At 54.2% G+C, this 17265-nt stretch carries 15 protein-coding genes; 2 read left to right on the top strand and 13 right to left on the bottom strand.

Translation table 11 applies throughout. The features are described from left to right. Window positions 1-8: 8 nt before the first annotated feature. The 5 genes from F7R27_RS13665 to F7R27_RS13645 form a co-directional block, all read right to left on the bottom strand. Window positions 9-1037, bottom strand: coding sequence for a glycosyltransferase family 4 protein (locus tag F7R27_RS13665; protein ID WP_151704826.1), 1029 nt, complete (start codon window positions 1035-1037; stop codon window positions 9-11). A 30-nt stretch (window positions 1038-1067) separates the two neighbouring features. Continuing rightward, on the bottom strand, window positions 1068-1682 hold the full coding sequence (locus tag F7R27_RS13660; protein ID WP_276612567.1) for a class I SAM-dependent methyltransferase: 615 nt from the start codon (window positions 1680-1682) through the stop codon (window positions 1068-1070). 86 nt (window positions 1683-1768) lie between these two features. Then, a complete protein-coding gene (locus F7R27_RS13655; protein WP_151704824.1) occupies window positions 1769-2842 on the bottom strand; it encodes a DUF4214 domain-containing protein in 1074 nt (357 codons plus the stop codon). Continuing rightward, window positions 2839-4059: an ABC transporter ATP-binding protein gene (locus tag F7R27_RS13650; protein WP_151704823.1), complete on the bottom strand. Its 1221-nt coding sequence runs from the start codon at window positions 4057-4059 to the stop codon at window positions 2839-2841. The genes F7R27_RS13655 and F7R27_RS13650 overlap by 4 nt, the downstream gene beginning before the upstream one ends. A gap of 14 nt (window positions 4060-4073) precedes the next feature. Continuing rightward, window positions 4074-4853, bottom strand: coding sequence for an ABC transporter permease (locus F7R27_RS13645; RefSeq protein WP_151704822.1), 780 nt, complete (start codon window positions 4851-4853; stop codon window positions 4074-4076). Between the two features lie 245 nt (window positions 4854-5098). Here F7R27_RS13645 and F7R27_RS13640 point away from each other — a divergent pair, with 245 nt between their 5' ends. Then, window positions 5099-6466 carry a glycosyltransferase family 4 protein gene (locus F7R27_RS13640; RefSeq protein ID WP_151704821.1) on the top strand — a complete coding sequence of 456 codons (1368 nt, stop codon included), beginning with the start codon at window positions 5099-5101 and terminating at the stop codon, window positions 6464-6466. 57 nt (window positions 6467-6523) lie between these two features. Here the strand turns inward: F7R27_RS13640 and F7R27_RS13635 are convergent, their stop codons facing one another. The 8 genes from F7R27_RS13635 to F7R27_RS13600 all read right to left on the bottom strand — a co-directional run bounded on the left by F7R27_RS13635 (window position 6524) and on the right by F7R27_RS13600 (window position 15216). Continuing rightward, on the bottom strand, window positions 6524-7465 hold the full coding sequence (locus tag F7R27_RS13635; RefSeq protein ID WP_168927511.1) for a DUF4214 domain-containing protein: 942 nt from the start codon (window positions 7463-7465) through the stop codon (window positions 6524-6526). A gap of 155 nt (window positions 7466-7620) precedes the next feature. Next, the gene (locus F7R27_RS13630) at window positions 7621-8535 is read right to left on the bottom strand and encodes a DUF4214 domain-containing protein (protein ID WP_151704819.1); all 915 of its coding nucleotides are present in this window, start codon (window positions 8533-8535) and stop codon (window positions 7621-7623) included. A 189-nt stretch (window positions 8536-8724) separates the two neighbouring features. Beyond that, window positions 8725-9408, bottom strand: coding sequence for a transposase (locus tag F7R27_RS13625; protein ID WP_151704818.1), 684 nt, complete (start codon window positions 9406-9408; stop codon window positions 8725-8727). A 99-nt stretch (window positions 9409-9507) separates the two neighbouring features. Then, window positions 9508-10587 (bottom strand): acyltransferase family protein, encoded by a 1080-nt coding sequence (locus tag F7R27_RS13620; RefSeq protein ID WP_151704817.1) that lies wholly within the window; start codon window positions 10585-10587, stop codon window positions 9508-9510. 3 nt (window positions 10588-10590) lie between these two features. Then, window positions 10591-11679 carry a glycosyltransferase family 4 protein gene (locus F7R27_RS13615; RefSeq protein ID WP_168927510.1) on the bottom strand — a complete coding sequence of 363 codons (1089 nt, stop codon included), beginning with the start codon at window positions 11677-11679 and terminating at the stop codon, window positions 10591-10593. A 32-nt stretch (window positions 11680-11711) separates the two neighbouring features. Further along, window positions 11712-12692, bottom strand: a complete 981-nt coding sequence (locus F7R27_RS13610; protein ID WP_206060517.1) for a GDP-mannose 4,6-dehydratase — start codon at window positions 12690-12692, stop codon at window positions 11712-11714. Between the two features lie 49 nt (window positions 12693-12741). Next, the gene (gene gmd, locus F7R27_RS13605; protein WP_151704814.1) at window positions 12742-13722 is read right to left on the bottom strand and encodes a GDP-mannose 4,6-dehydratase; all 981 of its coding nucleotides are present in this window, start codon (window positions 13720-13722) and stop codon (window positions 12742-12744) included. 84 nt (window positions 13723-13806) lie between these two features. Further along, a complete protein-coding gene (locus F7R27_RS13600; RefSeq protein ID WP_151704813.1) occupies window positions 13807-15216 on the bottom strand; it encodes a mannose-1-phosphate guanylyltransferase/mannose-6-phosphate isomerase in 1410 nt (469 codons plus the stop codon). A 299-nt stretch (window positions 15217-15515) separates the two neighbouring features. On the opposite strand from F7R27_RS13600, the gene F7R27_RS13595 reads away from it, so the two are divergent. Beyond that, window positions 15516-17255: a type I secretion system permease/ATPase gene (locus F7R27_RS13595; RefSeq protein ID WP_151704812.1), complete on the top strand. Its 1740-nt coding sequence runs from the start codon at window positions 15516-15518 to the stop codon at window positions 17253-17255. The last annotated feature ends 10 nt before the right edge of the window (window positions 17256-17265 follow it).

Genomic DNA, 17265 nt, shown 5'->3' with positions numbered 1-17265 from the left:
CTTCTATCTCACTCCTGCAACAGGGTTTCAACCACGTGGGACCAGCGGATATTCATGGCGCGGTAGTGGTGGCGTGCATTGTGTCCCATCTCGGTGCTGTATCGACGCTGGCTGTGCAGGCTGTCGATCGCTTCGGCAATTGCCTGGGGTTCGGGTGGGCAGATCAGGCCGGTCTCGCCATTTTTGACAAACTCCAGCGGGCCGCCTGAGTCGGTGCAGGTGATTACCGGTTTGCCCGAAAGCATCGCTTCGAGTGTGATATAGCCGTAGTCCTCCTCATAGGGGCCGAAGAACACCGCCAGTGAGCGGGCATAGAGGGCGTATTTTTCTTCATCGGAGAAGCGCCCGATCAGGTGCACGCGATCCCCCACGCCGGCCTGCTCTATTTCACGCGCATAATTCTCCTGCTGACCACCCACACCACCGATCAGTATCTGTACCGGCGATCTCATGTAACGTGCGGCCTGAATCAGCAGTGACTGGCGCTTGAGCGTTTCCAGCCGGCTCGGGTAAAAGATGTAGGGATAGGGGTCGGCGTGGTAAAAGTGCGACTCGCCATAGGGCGGATGATAAAGCGGCGGCGCGATCAGGTTGTTGTGCGTCTGCAGGCGCTTGGCGACGGTATGCGATTCGGCAAAGAGCTTGGTGGCACGGCTAAAGGCGGCCAGGTCGTAGGCTTCTATCTCCTGCTTGAGTGCTTTCAGCTCAGGGCTGGCCTGCTCGGCATCGAACAGGTCATACACGGCGCGATGCTGATGCATCACCCACACGCGGTGGTCATCGTGCTGCACCCCATAACCGGGAAACTGCAGGCTGACCACCTTGTCGATCTGTACGCCATTGGGCAGGTTCATATCCAGCCCCTCGCAGTGCCGCATCAGATCGCTGATGGCGGTTTCCGGGCTGAAGCGGAAGGGAAAGCGCAGCAGCTCAACCTGATGACCGGCGTCCTTGAATGCCTGCACCAGACCATGGATCTGATGATCGGCGCCACCGTGCAGAAAGGGGGTATGGCTGGCCGTGACCAAAATCTTCATGGGTGAACCTTCATGGGTGAACCTTCATGGTTAAATCTCCTGTTGCATCGACTTGCGGGCGATCAGGGCATAATCCTGATGGCCACAGAGCATCCCGTTCAGGCGCTCACTGACCGGATCATTGCCGGGCAGACGAGCACTCTCGGGATAGGGGTGCAGACGTTTGATCTGGTGATCGATAAAGCCGCTGTATTCCGCCAGAAAGGTGACCAGCGTGGGGGTGACCGGGTTGCGATGGGTAGGGTCGTGATAAAAGGTATGGCTGCCCACCAGCAGGTTTTCCGGGTTGGGGGTTTCGTAGATCAGCACACCGCCGGGGATCAGCACACGGTAGGCTTCCACCGTGGTACGCATCAGCAGATCGAAGGGGATATGCTCGATCACATGAAACGCCGTGATCGCATTCAGGCTGGCATCCGGCTGTCGGCGCAGCCAGTCGAGCATGTCGGTGTTGAGCACCGCCAGCCCCTGCTCGTTGGAGGTGCTGACCATGACCTGATTGATATCGATGCCGGTGACATCATAGCCCTGCTCCTTGAGCAGCATCAGCCACTCGCCCCGACCGCAGCCGATATCCACAACGCGGTTATGGTTCTGTGCAGGGGCCGGAATATAGGGCAGGTATGCCGAGAGTTTTTCTGTGATCTGTTCGCGTGTGCCGCGACAGGCATCCTCGAAGGCAACGTAGAAGGCGTCTACGTCATCCTGCAGGTGCCGTTGGGCCAGTTCGGTCAGGGCTGGTGTTTTTTTTTTGCTGCCGCGGGGGCAGTCACTGACTGGCTGGCACGCGTGCCGGCACTTTCGGCGCGTGTCGGGCCGGTTGCCTCTTGTGGTTGGGACTGGGGCTGGGGCTGGGACTGGGACTGGGATTGCGGCTGTACCGCTGCCGGTGTGGCATCATTGGCATTGGCCAGGCTGCTCAGCAGCAAGTTCATCTGCTGATGGCTGTAGGCAATCTTGTGATTCACATTCTCCAACGCCTGGCGCACCTGTTCCTGCCGCTCCGAGATTGGGGTCAGAGTGCTATCTACCTGCTCCAGTCTGGATTCAACAGAGGACTGCAACTGCTCTGCCTGAGCCTGCTGATCATCCATTCGGGTCTGCAGCTGCTCCAGGGTGTCGTGCTGGGCGGCGAGTGCAGTTTCCAGCGCTGCAATCTGCGCGGTTGCGTGATTTATCTCGTCCTGTGTGGTGGCGTGCAGCATCTCCAGCTGTTGCTCAAGCTGGCGGATGCGATTCTGCGCCATGTACTGTTCACTGCCCTGCGCCAGCAGCAGTTGATTCATCTCGTCCATTGTCTGACGGAAGGTTTCGGCCAGAAACTGGGTTTCGGAAGAGACCCTGGCGGGAGTACTGCGCTGCTGCAGGTAGCTGATCAGACTCAGCAGGGGCTTGATGAGCCAGACCAGACGCGTTTTCATCGCCAGTTTGAACAGGCCAAGACCTCTGACTCTGACCCCGATCTTTGCCCCTTCCGGAGAGAGGAGGAGTTGGCACAGGATCAGTTGCTTAAGCTCGCCCTGAGACAGTTTTGCCATGAAGGTTTGCATTCCGCCTGCGTCTGCATCGCGATGCAGCACGCCGCGGTAGGCGTTACGGATAAAGGCTTCGCCTTCGAAGCGCAGAAAATCCTGAATCGGGTAGGCAGGCTGAAACGGCAGACGCAATTCCAGATCAAATGCCGACATTTCTATACGCGAAGGCAGGATCGGCTGTACGTCCGGAGCCGGTGTTGCATCCTTGCGCGATGCAGCCTCTGCTCTGATCGCGGCCAGAATATCCTCTTTGCTGGCGGGTATACTCATGTGCAGGTGTTCTCTTCTGACTGGCACTCGATATCAAGAGTGGTAGGTATGTAGGTGATTCCGGAGAAGAGCGGAACATGGCTACCTGCCACTTCAAACTGGAGGTAGTTATCGCACCAATGATAGCAGCGTTCCAGGTGGTTTTCATCACTGTGCAGCGCCAGGGTGATAGTGTATTTGCCCACGGCTATGTTCATCGGCAACACAAAACGTGCCTGATAGCGTTGGCCCGGCTGCATCGGTATTTCGCGCTTGAGCAGACAGCTGTTGGTTCCGAAGATATCCTGGCCGAAGCGATCACGTATCATGAACCCCAAAGACACGGATTCCAGCTCGACGGTGGATTCGAAGGTAACACACAGCTCGGCCTGCTCACCACTGCTGACAACATGGCTGCGTGAGTGGCTGCCGGTCAGGCTGGCATCACGGATCATCGCTTCGCCTGTGCCGTAGTGATTCTCTTCGCGCACACGCGCAGCGATTCTGGCTTCCTGCTTGTCGAGCTTGGCCATGATCTGGTTGTAGTGATTAACGGCACCTTCTGAGGAGCCTTGAAACACGACTTCGCCCTGATCCAGCACGATGGCGCGATCACAGATCATCTTGACTGCGTTCAGGTCATGCGAAACGAATATGATGGAGCCGCCGCTCTCGCGGAACTGTTTGATGCGCTTGATACATTTCTGCTGAAAGTGTCCATCACCCACCGAGAGGGCTTCGTCGATCAGGAAGCAGCGCGGATCAGCGTGAATGGCGATAGAGAAAGCCAGGCGCATCAGCATGCCTGAGGAGTAGGTGCGCAGCGGCTCATGGATGAAGTCGCCCAGCTCCGAGAACTCGATGATCTTCTGCTCGCGCTCGACGATCTCCTGTTCTGTCATGCCGATCAGCAGGCCGTTGGTACGGATGTTGTGGGTGCCACTGAGTGCAGAATCAAATCCGGTGCCCAGCTCCAGCAGGCCGGTGACGCGCCCGGCGATGTTGATCTCGCCGGCATCCGGCAGCAGCACACCACTGAGCAGCTTGAGCAGGGTGGATTTGCCTGCGCCGTTCTGTCCCAGAATACCGAGGGTTTCGCCATTTTCAACGCGGAAGGATACGTCGTTCAGTGCATGATAATTGGTGTGAAACGGACGACGCAGCAAGATCTCTTTCAGGCGATCTGCCGGTTTGGTGTAGAGCTTGAAGCGTTTGTGCAGGTGCTTGACGTCTATCATGATTCAGGGCCCGATCAGAGGAAGTCGCGAATATCGCGTTCCAGTCGACGCCCGACATAGAGGGCAGCAAAGAGTATCAGTAACGCGATGACGGCTATGCTGAACAGCGGCCAGAAAGCAGGGGCTTCTCCGACCAGCAACGCGGTGCGCAGCGCATCAATCAGATGGTAGTAGGGGTTGAGCTGAAACATCGGCAGCCATTTTTCGGGCAGGATGGTGATGACGTATACAATCGGTGTCATCCAGAACCAGAGCTGCACGACTATCGTGACCACTTCGCGGATATCACGCAGAAACACGCCGAGAATGGCGCAACCCAGCCCTATCGCATAGGCAAGCAGTTGCTGGACCGCAAAGATCACCGGCCACCAGAGCCAGTGGATGCTCCATTGAAAATCTATTATAAGCAGAAACACCATGAAAAAAGACATGGAGATCAGATAGATAACTGTTTCGCTGAGTAGAATATAGAGCGGCAGGGAGAAAAGTGAGATGTGTACCTTGCCGATCAGCGGTGCTTTTTCCTGAAACACCTGGGTGGTGCGCGTCAGGGTTCCGGCGAAGCAGTTCCAGGCCAGCAGTGCGGATACAAGATAGACGCTGTAGCCGAATCGCCCGAGGTGATCCATCCCCATATCCGTCAGTTTGATCGCCATGATGTTGGAAAACACCAGAGTGAAGATCAGGATGTTGGCCAGTGGCAGCAGAAATGTCCAGAACGCGCCCAGCATGGAGGATGCGTGGCGATCGATCAGATCCTGGCGGGTAAATTGGAGTAATAATGCTGGCTTCATGCCCGGTGCTTCTCCGGCGTGCATTCTGGCTGTGTAAAGTCGGGCTGCAATATATCACAAGGCCGGTCGCTGAAACAGCTTAACCGGGGAAGGGAAATGGGGGTCAGAGTAAAAACTCCACGGAATTTTTACTCTGACCCCCATTTCCCGGAATTTTTACTCTGACCCCCATTTCCCTAACTCTGACCCCCATTTTCTGACTGTTGTGGTAATATCATCGCCATTTTTCGCATGTTGGATTATTTGTGAGAACCATCTATATCGATTGCAGCTATCTGGCAGATCATGTCGACCTGAATACGGGTATTCAGCGCGTGGTCAGACAGGTGGTGCAGCATTTTTATCAATTTGGTGATGAGCAGGGGTTTCGCGTTCAGCCGGTGCTGATCAGTCATGGTCGCTTTGAGTTGCTGACCCAGGCGATGCTCTACCCTGCCCACACCGACGACACAGATGGCGGCACGCTGCGCAAGCCTCGCGTCAGCTTTCGTCATGCGCTGATCAGTTATCTGAAGGGTGTTTATCATGCTGGCCGCGAGATGCTGTCGGCTCTGGCGGGCCATCACTCCGGTGTACGCCGCTTTCTCTATGCTCCCAGGCAGCAGTTCGGCCTGAACAGGATCATCGAGCTGTCGCTGCTGTCCCCTGCTCGCTGGTGCCTTGGCAAGCTGTCGGCCAGAAAATCCGTTAAAGCCGACAGTGGTGCATTCAGTGTGATCCGAGAGGGCGATCTGTTACTGCTGCTGGACTCCTCCTGGTACTGCAATATCTGGCCAAGCGTGGCACAGGCCAGAGCACAAGGTGCGTCGGTTACGGCTGTGATCTATGATCTGATTCCCATCACGCATCGCCAGTTCTGTGATGATTTTCTGGCCCAGGTGTTTGCACGCTGGTTCACCGAGTCACTTGAGCATGTGGAGCGCTACGTCGCTATCTCACGCACGGTGCGGGATGATCTTCAGGCCTATATGCGCAAGGAGCATGGCAGTCGGGTGGATAATAAGCAATTCGAGTATTTTTTGCTCGGGGCCGACTTTGGCTATGAGTCCCCCTCGGATGAGTCTGTCCGCCCGGAACTGAAAGAAGCCCTGGCCGAGCGCCATACGTATCTGATGGTATCCACCATCGAGCCGCGCAAGAATCACGCGTTTGTGCTGGATGCGTTTGATGAGCTGTGGTCTGAGGGCAGGAATGTGAATCTGCTGCTGGCAGGACGCCCCGGCTGGAAGGTGGAAGCCCTGCTGGAGCGCATCCGCTACCATCCGGCGCTCAACAAGCGCCTTTTCTGCTGGCATGATCTCTCCGACAGCGAGCTGGATTATTGCTACCGCCATGCGCGCATGCTGATCTTCCCATCAGTGGTGGAGGGCTTTGGCCTGCCAATCATCGAAAGCCTGCACCATCGCCTGCCGGTTCTGGCCAGTGATACACCGGTGCACCGTGAAGTGGGTGGCGAGCAGATAGGCTATTTCAGCCTGGAACATCATCTGGCGCTGGTTGAGTGGATACAACGCATTGAGCACGATGGCGTCCCTGAACAGCTGCAGGTCAGTGATCATTTCAAATGGCTGAGCTGGCGAGAAAGCAGCCAGATGTTGCTGTCCAAGCTTTGATTGCGATAGAGCGGATAGATTGGGGTCAGAGTCGCTGACTCTGACCCCAATCTATCTCTACATTATATCGTCTGAAAACAAGCCATTAACACCAGCATGACTGCCAACGAGTATAATCTCTGTGGATAGTGGCTCATGAGCTTCTGTCAGAACAAATGCTGAACTGTCGCCCGGCATCGGCTGTGGTTCGAGGATCTGAAACAGGTATCCCGACCAAGTGATCATTGCATCGAAAAGCACTGCATAACTCATGGTTCCATCTGAGTAGGACAGGAGGTCCGGCGAGAGTTCTGCAAAGATCTCATCCAGATCATAACCGACAAATTGATTAACAATCGCCACCACCTCTTCCGGCGAAGCTGACAGCCCCTGAATCGTGCCATTTTCAGCCATCGCTTTGAAGTAAGCTATCCACTGCTGGAACTCGTTTGCATCAAACTGGGTAAACAGATCGTTTTCAGCTGGGGTAGAGGGCAAGGCTGATGGAAAATCATTCAGCAGTTCCGCCAGGTTAATGGCGTTTATGTCAGTGTTGGCAGTCACCGTATCCAGAAGCGACTTTGCCAGCGGAATCTGCTCCAGCCCATAGGATTTACCCAGCGACTCCAGAGAGAAGGTGATCTGATCAGCCAAGGCGCGCTTATTGTTGATCACACTCAGATCGTTGCCTTGCGCTCCATCCAGAATCACCAGTGCAAGCTCACCCAAGGTGATGGCACCTGATGAAATCTGGCCTAGCCAATACTCCAACCCTGCAGGCTCTGCTGAGCGTCCGAAAGACTGCAGATAAAGATTATTGATTAAAGATGAGTCATCAAGACTGCCAAAACGTGACTGGTATTCCTCTGAATTTGCAAAAGCATTGATGATGTTTTGAACAACCCCATTCGCATTATCAAGCTGCGTCGCCCAGAAATCCAGGCCCAGCGGATCTGCAGGGCGGCCATAGAATGAGATGTATAACTTTTGAACTGCGTTCAGTGATGAATTGGATGGCACGTCAGACTCCCTCTGATTGAGCATATTTTATACATGAATTGATGCTAATGTTACGCTGGGTTCAAGTCAATCATCAGACCTCGGCTATTCAAGCCAAAAAACTAAAGTGACAGAGCCAACAACACGCTTGCAGCAGCTCTGCCAATCAAGAGGGCTTATATCAAAAGACTAGACTCATCCTGCAACCCAGTGGTCTCGCCTACAATCACGACCTCCTGGTAGCCTGGCTCCATGGCGCCGCTGCTCATGACGTTGAAATCAATACTGTTCGGGTCGAGCAGTCCTCCAGACTGAATCAGCGATAAGACCATATTGAAAAAGTCAGTGTAGCTGATCAGACCACCTTCGCCGGTATTCAAACCGCCGGAGATAAGGCTGAACACTTCATTCAAATCGATGCCTTCCAGTTCTGCCAATGCAGTTCGTATCTCATTTGCATCAAAGCCTGGCAAACTCCCACTATCTGCCAGTTGCAGAATAGTATTCACCCATTCATAAAAGGCATTGGCATCAAACTCAACAAACATCTCATCCGTCACAGGCGTTCCAGACTGTGGAAAGGATTGAAGGAATGCATTGATATCAAATGAGCTGACATCGAATGCCGCTGTGACTGCATCAAGAATAGATTTTGCAAGCGGTACCTGGTCCAGCCCATAGTCACGGCCCTGCGCTTGCAGCGCATTTGTGAACAGCTCTGCCAGGGTTTTCTTGTTATTGATGACAGCGAGGTCATCATTTTGAGCGCCATCAAGTATAGTAAGCGCCAACTCACCAAGTGTTATTGCACCATTGCTGATCTGATCAACCCAGTAATCAAGGCCCGCTTGCTCGGCTGGTCTGCCAAAAGCTTGCTGATACAGGTTGTTGACTAAAGCATCATCCGGGAGGCTACCAAAGCGCTCTTGGTACTCGGTTGAGTTCGCAAACGAGTTAATGATGGTTTGAATAACACCATTTGCCTCATCGAGCCGACCTGCCCAGAACTGCAATCCACCCGGATCGGCGGGTCTGCCATAGAATGCGATGTATAGCTTTTGAACGGCTTCAAGTGACTGTGCGCTGGCCATAGCCAATCTCCCTTTGATGTGTAGGTTTAACTGCTGCTAATGTTTTATAGCAGTAGATCCCATGAAAAGGTAGTTAACTTCCATAGCGACGGCGCAGGGTGAATAGATTGGAATAGATTGGGGTCAGAGTCGCTGACTCTGACCCCAATCTATTCCAATCTATTCACCCAATCTATCTCGATCTATCTTCTAACTCTTCTTTGGTCCAGGCTTGAGTACTGACATCCTTCTATTAGTTAGATGTTCAAGCTCTTCCCTGAAGCGGTCATTTCCGAAAGCCAGCCCTTTGTTAACAGTGCTTCTGATTTCATTCATGAGCTCATCGCTTATCGCTGTGCGGAACAAGTCTCTGTACCTGTACAGCCTGGATTGCTGAGTATCTCCCAGTTTCAGATAGCATTCATGAGGTGTCCAAAGCTCTGCCTGAACACCACGCCCGTTAGAGCAATAGCTGGACCAATGGTACTCCGCAGGATCACGCACCATACCAGCACGAACTGGGTTGAGTTCTATGTAGCGTTGGCATGTTAAGAAATAGTTGTCGGTCTCGACCTGGCAAGACTTGAAACGGCCCTCCCAGAGAGTACCTGTTCTGGAGTAGGTGTCATTAAAATAGCGGACATACTTCCTCCCAACCGATTGCATCATGCGAGAGATGCTATCTTCAGCGGCAGGGGTCGCAAGAAGATGGACATGGTTAGTCATGAATACCCATGCATGTACCTCTACCCCATACTTCCTGGATGCCTCCAGCAAGCAGTTTGCATAGGTACTGAAATCGTTTTCGGTCACGAAACAGGCTTGGCGATTATTGCCACGTTGAATGATGTGCTGGGGTATCCCTGGCACACATATGCGATTCAGTCGTGCCATTTTCTCCTCCTTGAGTTATGGCTTTAAATAACTGGAGATTGGGGTCTGTAGATTGGGGTCAGAGTCTGCGACTCTGACCCCAATCTACAGACCCCAAATCTATCCATAGCGACGGCGCAGGGCAAGGAAGGGTTTTTCTATGGTGTCGTAGCTGAGGCAGGCGACCCACCAGGTGATCAGGTACAGCAGCACAGACACAATCAAGCCATCCAGCAGGATCTTGCCAGTCAGGTGGATGGGGCCTACCAGTTGAAAGCTGAGGAATATGATCAGTCCATGCAGCAGATAGAAGGAGTAGCTGATTTCGCCGCCTTTTTGCAGCAGACGATCCAGCCAGCGCGGCAGGTTAATCGCCGCCGATGCCCAGAAGAGTATGAACAGCCCCCAACCGAGTGCTTCCTGCATTGACCAGGTCACCCAGAAGGCATGCCAGGGTTCTGCCATGAAGTAACTGGCATAGCGTGCTTGAATCCCACTGTTGAGCAGAACGAGTAATCCGGCTCCGATTACCCATAACCACCCGCGGCGCGACAGCCATTCATGGTGTTGTGTATAAAGCAGCGCAAACAGCATGCCGATCAGAAATTGGTCAAATCGGCCCAGCAGGGTTGAGTAGTACATATGCATCGGATTGCCGGCGACGCCATAGGCCGCCATCTTGAACAGCAGCATCAGCAGTATCAACCGAATCAGATATCCTGTGCCTCGCTCTTTTGCAAAACGCCCCAGAAAAGGGAATACAAGGTAGAAGGTAAACTCGATGGAGATGGTCCAGGCGGCGCCGGTGATGAAACTGCCCGAGGTAGGGGCTTCACCGAGGTTGGAGAAGAACATATAGCCCCAGTCAGCCGCGCGGAACTGATCTCGACTCACCGAGATGGCGATGAAGAAGATCACCAGAAACAGCGGGAAGATGCGCAGAAAACGGTTGGTGATGAAGTTACGGTAGCTGATCTGGTCGTTATTCAGGGCGATCAGCATGAACAGAAAACCGGACAGGGTAAAAAACAGCCCGACACCCGTGTGACCTTCGCTGATAATACCAAACCAGGGTTTGCTTTCGACTGGTTGCCATTTCAGAAAGTAGTAATGGTAGGTGTGGAACAGAAATACTATCGCAGCAGCCAGGCAACGCAGGTGGTCAAGGCGCGGATTATGGGCAATATTCTGTGATTTCATATGTCAGCCTGTGAGTTGCCGATAGAGCTGAAGGGTCTGGTCTGCGGTTCTTGCCCAGGTGAAGGGTTCCACCCGTGCCAGACCTTTGGCAGCATAACTGGATCTCAATGTTTCGTCATGTAGGATCTGGCGCATCGCTGCTGCGATTTCTGCCGGGGTTTCCGGGTCAAACAGGATGGCGGCATCGCCGGCAACTTCAGGCAATGAGGTGGTGTTGGAGCAGAGCACGGGTTTGCCGGCGGCAAAGCCCTCCAGCACCGGTAAGCCGAACCCTTCGTGTAGTGAGGGCACGACGACAGCTGTTGCCGAAAGATAGAGCGCCGTTATCTGTTTATCCTCAAGATATCCACAATATCTGATCCCCAGGGAGTCTGCCTGTGCCGCCGCAACCACGGCAGCTGATTTCCAACCGCCTCCGCCTGCAATTACAAGCGGAAATGCCTGTCGTTCATCACGTGTAAGTTGTTGATGTGCAGCGATAAGACGTAAAAGGTTCTTACGCGGTTGCAAGGTCCCTACAAAGAGAAAGTAACCCTCACTCTGGCCAAGCCCGCATGGCAACTCCAAATGGCCGTAATCCTGACTGAAACGGAACTTATCAACAGCCAGTGGGATCACGCTGATTCGGTCAGGTTTTATGCCCCAGAAATGGGCAATCTCTTCGGCAGCGTAGTCAGAGGCACAGATAACCCTGTCGGCCCATTGGGCTGATCTGCGCATCAGGGTGTTCTTGAGCTTTCGCAGTCGACTTCTGGCCCAGTGTGGATAGGCCAGAGGAACAGCGTCGAAGATGGTGGCAACAACGGGTGTGTCTTTCAAGCGGGGGATACGATTATCCGTTGCGTGATAGAGATCCAGTTCGCTGATGAGATCATCTGGCAGGCTGTTGAAGCCGGCCTGAGAACGCAGCGTTGCCAATGCAAAGCTGTACCCCTGCCGTACAGGTGTCTTCAGCCATTCTGCCTTGAGTTGCTCACCGGCATGCAGCAGTGGGACCACACAGGATCTGGTGCTCATTTCTCGATAAAGTTCGCGGCTGTAGTGCGCTATTCCATCGGCCTTGCGCCCTGCCGCCAGTGAGCTGAGCCCCATGCCTATTTTAAGGTCCGCCCTCTGCCCCTCCCTCATGACGAGGTTGCGGAACGCCAGTAATCGAGCACATCCGACATCAGTTGCTCGAAGGTGATGGCGGGTACCCAACCTGTTCGGGTTGAGAGGCGGGTGTTGTCGCCCACGGCAAAAGGTATATCACTGGGTCGCATCCGTGCCGGGTCCTGTTTGACGACCACTCGTACACTTGCCAGTTGCAACAGTTGATCCAGTACCTGCTGCACGGAAACAGGCCTGCCTGATGAGATGTTCACACACTCACCGGATTCAAAACGCCCGGCCTGAGACAGCAGTGTCGTGTAAGCACTGACGACATCCTGAACGTGCAGAAAGTCGCGCTGGGCCGAGAGGTCGCCCACATTGATCTCATCCAGCTCACCACGCTCTGCACGCGCCATCTGTGCGGCAAAGGCACTCACGACAAAGGCTTCACTCTGGCCCGGGCCGGTATGGTTGAAGGGGCGCGCACGTATCACCCTGATATCACTGGTCTGAGAGAGTTCATAGGCGGCCAGATCTGCCGCCGCCTTGCTGGCCGCGTAAGGGTTCAGGGGCTGCAACAGGTGTTGCTCTGTTACCGCTCCCCCCTGTTTGAAGCTTGTGCCGTACATGTCTGATGACCCAATCTGCAGCAGAAGCGATCGGGGCGCGTGCTCTCGCAAGGCCGCAAAAAGATTCAGACTACCCTGAAGGTTGATCTGCCAGGTGCGCTCAGGCTCTCTGAAACTCTGGGGCACATTCGACTGTGCCGCCATATGAATGACGGCATCCGGCTTAAGCTGTTCAATCAGGTGGCTGACGGCACGCGGGTCGGTGATATCCAGCTCCTTGAAAGCAACCTTGCCATTACCATCTGCAGGACTATCCCCATCCACACGGCTATGACCTGTCGCTGTCAGTACGGCCTGTGGATAAGCTGACTGCAACGCCGGCAACAGGTGTTGTCCAACAAACCCGCTGGCACCGGTAATCAGTATTCTGCTGGGGTCTGACATGGCCATCTCCTGTTTATGACTTCCTGTGTGTCAGCCAAGGCGTGCGCCTTCAGCCGCGTGTCAGCCTCTGGAGATCCACTTCCACCATCTCGGTAATCATGCTCTCGAGACTGGTTTCGGCTTCCCAGCCCAATACTTCTTTAGCTTTGGCAGGGTTACCCAGAAGAATTTCCACTTCAGCAGGACGGAAGAACTGTGGATCTATCACCAGATGATCATCCATGTTCAGGCCAACAACATCAAAAGCGATCTTGCACATGTCACGTACGGTTGTCGTGAGGCCGGTCGCAATGACAAAATCATCCGGGGTGTCCTGCTGCAGCATGAGCCACATCGCCTTGACGTAGTCTCTAGCATGACCCCAATCGCGCTTGGCATCGATATTACCCAGGCGCAGTTCGGTTTCCATGCCCAGTTTGATGCGGGCAACACCGTCGGTGACCTTGCGGGTGACAAACTCCAGCCCACGCAGTGGCGACTCGTGATTGAAGAGGATGCCGCTGCAGGCAAACATATCAAAGCTTTCGCGGTAGTTGACCGTCATCCAGTGTGCATAGAGCTTGGCTGCGGCATAGGGTGAGCGCGGGTAAAAGGGTGTCTGCTCACTCTGCATCGGTTCCTGAATCAGGCCATACATTTCAGACGTGGACGCCTGATAGTAGCGGGCATCCGGCTTGATCAGGCGAATCGCTTCCAGCACGTTGACGGCACCGATACCCGTCACCTGCCCGGTCAGCAGGGGCTGATCCCATGAGGTTTTAACAAAGGACTGAGCCCCCAGGTTGTAGACCTCATCCGGCTGTACCTTCTGCATGATGCGTATCAGACTGGACAGGTCGGTGAGGTCACCATCGATCAGATGAACCTTGTCATCCACTCCCAGCCACTCCAGACGATTCAGATTGACCTCTGATGTACTTCTGCGCGGGAGCAAACCATATACGGTATAGTTTTTTTCCAGCAGCAGTTGCGACAGGTATGCGCCATCCTGACCTGTAATGCCGGTAATCAATGCAATTTTCTTGTTCATCTCTGTTCCAGTTTTTACTTCAGCCACCAGGTGGCTTTTGATAGGGATAATGTAAAAGGGCGTTCGCTGACAATGGTCACCTGCTCAGGGCGGGCATCGACCGTACATATCCTCAAAGCGGACAATATCATCTTCACCCAGATAGTTACCTGACTGCACCTCGATCAGTTCCAGCGGGACTTTGCCCGGGTTTTCGAGGCTATGCTTCACGCCCAACGGAATATAGGTTGACTGGTTTTCTGTCAGGATCTGCTCTTTATCGCCACAGACAACACGCGCGGTACCGGATACCACGATCCAGTGCTCTGCTCTGTGATAGTGAAGTTGCAAAGACAGGCGCTGCCCGGGATTAACGGTGATCCGCTTGACCTGATAGCGATCGCCCGAGTCGATGGTGTCGAACTCACCCCAGGGCCGTGGAACATGTGGATGAGTAATATACTCTGAGCGCTGAGCCGATTTAAGCTGATCCACAATCGCCTTCACATTTTGACTCTGACCCTTATCTGCGACGAGGACGGCGTCTTTGGTTTCGACGACGATCAGGTCCTGTACACCCAGGGTGGTGACAAGGCGGTGTTGGGCACTGATGAAAGAGCCGTGGCTGTCTACAGTGATAACATCGCCCTGGCATACATTGTCGTTCTCGTCCTTTTCGTTGACTTCCCACAGAGCCTGCCAGCTGCCGACGTCGCTCCATCCGGCATCCAGTTCGACAACCGCTGCTGCATCGGTTTTTTCCATCACGGCATAGTCGATTGAGTCATCCGGGGAGGCCGCAAACAGATCGTGGTCCAGGCGCACGAAGTCGAGATCTCTGGTTGCACTGCCGATCGCCTGCTCGCAGGCGGTGAGTATCTCGGGATGATGCTTCTGCAACTCTTCCAGGTATCGGGAAGCACGGAACATGAACATGCCGCTGTTCCAGAGATAGTTTCCTGAGCTGACATAGTCTGTTGCTGTGGCAAGGTCCGGTTTTTCGACAAATCGATCTATTCGATGGCCTGCCTCAGACAGTGCCTCACCACGATGAATATAGCCAAATCCGGTTTCTGGACGTGTCGGCTTGATCCCGAAGGTGACCATGAGCCCCTGCTCTGCCAGCTGCATGCCTTTATTGATGGCTTCTATCAGCGCAGCTGGATTTTCAAAGTGATGATCTGCAGCCAGTACCAGCAGCACCGGGTCGGTTTCGCGCTTCGCAGCAATCGCTGCCAGCGCAACGGCTGGTGCGGTGTTGCGGGAAACCGGCTCAAGGATGATATCGTGCGCAGTGACACTGATCTCTCTGAGCTGCTCAGCCACCAGAAAGCGGTGCTCGCTGTTCGTGACGATGATGGGGGAGCCGTGCTGCAAGGGTCTGAGCCTTTCGATGGTCTGCTGCAGCAGACTGTCATCACCCGTCAGCGAGAGAAATTGTTTTGGGGTACTGTGTCGCGACATGGGCCAGAGACGGCTTCCATTGCCTCCGGCCATTATGACGGGTATGAGCATTATCAATCCTGAATATCTGGAAGTGGTGACGTTGTGCAGTTTTTGAGCCGCTAATTATCCACCAACTCAGGACATGAGTCCACATCAGTGCAGGAATGATAGTTGACAAACCATGGAATTTGATCTTATCAACGTGATACAATCGCTGCCTTTATTGAACGCGTAGAGCATTTATCCCTCTAATCAAAACACTGACAGGACACGCCTGTCGCTTGATGAGCGGGGCAACCTGAATAATGTCTTACCCACATTTTTGATGCTGATGCCTGTAACAAACCCCTTCCCACACGGAGCCTGTTATGCAGAAAAAGCGAACGGATCTTGAAGCCGTTCTGGACGCTTGCCGATCCAGCTTTATGAATGTTGGTTTTTTCAGCATGTTTGTCAACCTGCTGATGCTGGTACCGGCTTTGTATATGCTGCAGCTTTATGATCGTGTCATTACCAGCGGCAGTGTTTCAACACTGGTCATGCTGACCCTGGTGATGCTGCTGCTGATGACCACCATGGGTGGGCTGGAGTGGGTTCGTTCCCGGATCATGGTGCGCGTCAGCACACGGATCGATACGCTGCTGGGCGGTCGCCTCTATGATGTCAGCTTCAAACAGGCGCTGCATACCGGCGGCATGCAGGCTTCAGCACAACCGCTGATGGATCTTACCGGGCTGCGTCAGTTCATCACCGGCAATGGCCTTTTTGCATTTTTCGACTCCCCCTGGGTACCCATCTATATCGCGATCATGTTCATGTTCCACCCCTGGTTTGGCTGGATGGCGGTGTTCAGCGTGATTGTTCTCACGACGCTGGCGATCATCAACGAGAAAGTCACCAGTAAGGCACTGGGTGAAGCCAACAGAGAAAACACCTCTGCGATGAACTTTACAACCAAGAATCTTAGAAATGCCGAAGTGGTTGAGTCCATGGGCATGCTGGAGCGCATCCGTGAGCGCTGGCAGCTGAAGAATCGCAAGGTACTGGCGCTGCAGAGTATTGCCAGTGATCGCTCAGGGGTTCTGACCTCTTTGTCCAAGACATTGCGCTTGATATTTCAGTCGCTGGTGCTCGGCATAGGCGCCTATCTGGCGGTGCAGCAGCAGATCACGCCCGGGCTGATGATTGCCGGTTCCATCCTGCTCGGCAGGGCATTGGCCCCCATTGATCAGATGATCGGCGTATGGAAGCAGTTTGTAACTGCACGTGCGCAGTACGGGCGTCTTAATGAGATGCTCGAGAAGGTGGAAGCCGACCCTGAGCGTATGGCACTACCGGCCCCCAAGGGTCATATTCAGGCAGAAAATGTCATTGTGGCAGCGCCAGGCTCGCGTACTCCCATCATCAAAGGGGTCAGTTTTCAGGTGAATGCCGGCGAAATGGTTGGCATTATCGGCCCGAGTGCGGCAGGCAAGTCCACGCTGGCACGAGCGCTGTTGGGCATCTGGCCCAGCATGGGCGGCAAGATCAGGCTCGATGGTGCCGATATCTACAGTTGGGACCGCACCGCTCTGGGTCCTTATATCGGTTATCTGCCTCAGGATATTGAGCTGTTTGAAGGCACCATCAGTGAGAATATTGCCCGTTTTGGTGATATAGACCCTGACGCGGTCGTCAAGGCAGCCACGCTTGCCGGTGTGCATGAGATGGTACTGCGACTGCCCGAAGGTTATGACACGGTGATAGGTGCTACCGGCGGCGCTCTGTCGGGCGGTCAGCGCCAGCGTATCGGCCTGGCCCGTGCGGTTTACGGTGACCCCTGCCTGATCGTGCTGGATGAACCCAATTCGAATCTGGATGATCAGGGCGAGGCCGCATTGGCCCAGGCATTGACCAACCTCAAGCAATCGGGTGCGACGGTCTTTATCATCACTCATCGAATCAATGTGCTGTCTCAGGTGCAGAAGCTGATGCTGCTGAAAGAGGGCGTGATGACCATGTTTGGTGACCGGGACAAGGTGCTGGCTGAACTGAACAGTGCTGCACGCGCAGCACAGGCAACGGTCAGCCCCATCAAGCCAACTGTCAGCGGCTCAGGCCAGGCGTGAGTAGAGGTAT

It is taken from the genome of Nitrincola alkalilacustris, assembly GCF_008973755.1.
In the GTDB taxonomy this organism is placed as follows: domain Bacteria; phylum Pseudomonadota; class Gammaproteobacteria; order Pseudomonadales; family Balneatricaceae; genus Nitrincola; species Nitrincola alkalilacustris.
Note: the sequence above shows the minus strand (reverse complement) of the source record. Positions and strands in the feature narration are given on the sequence as shown.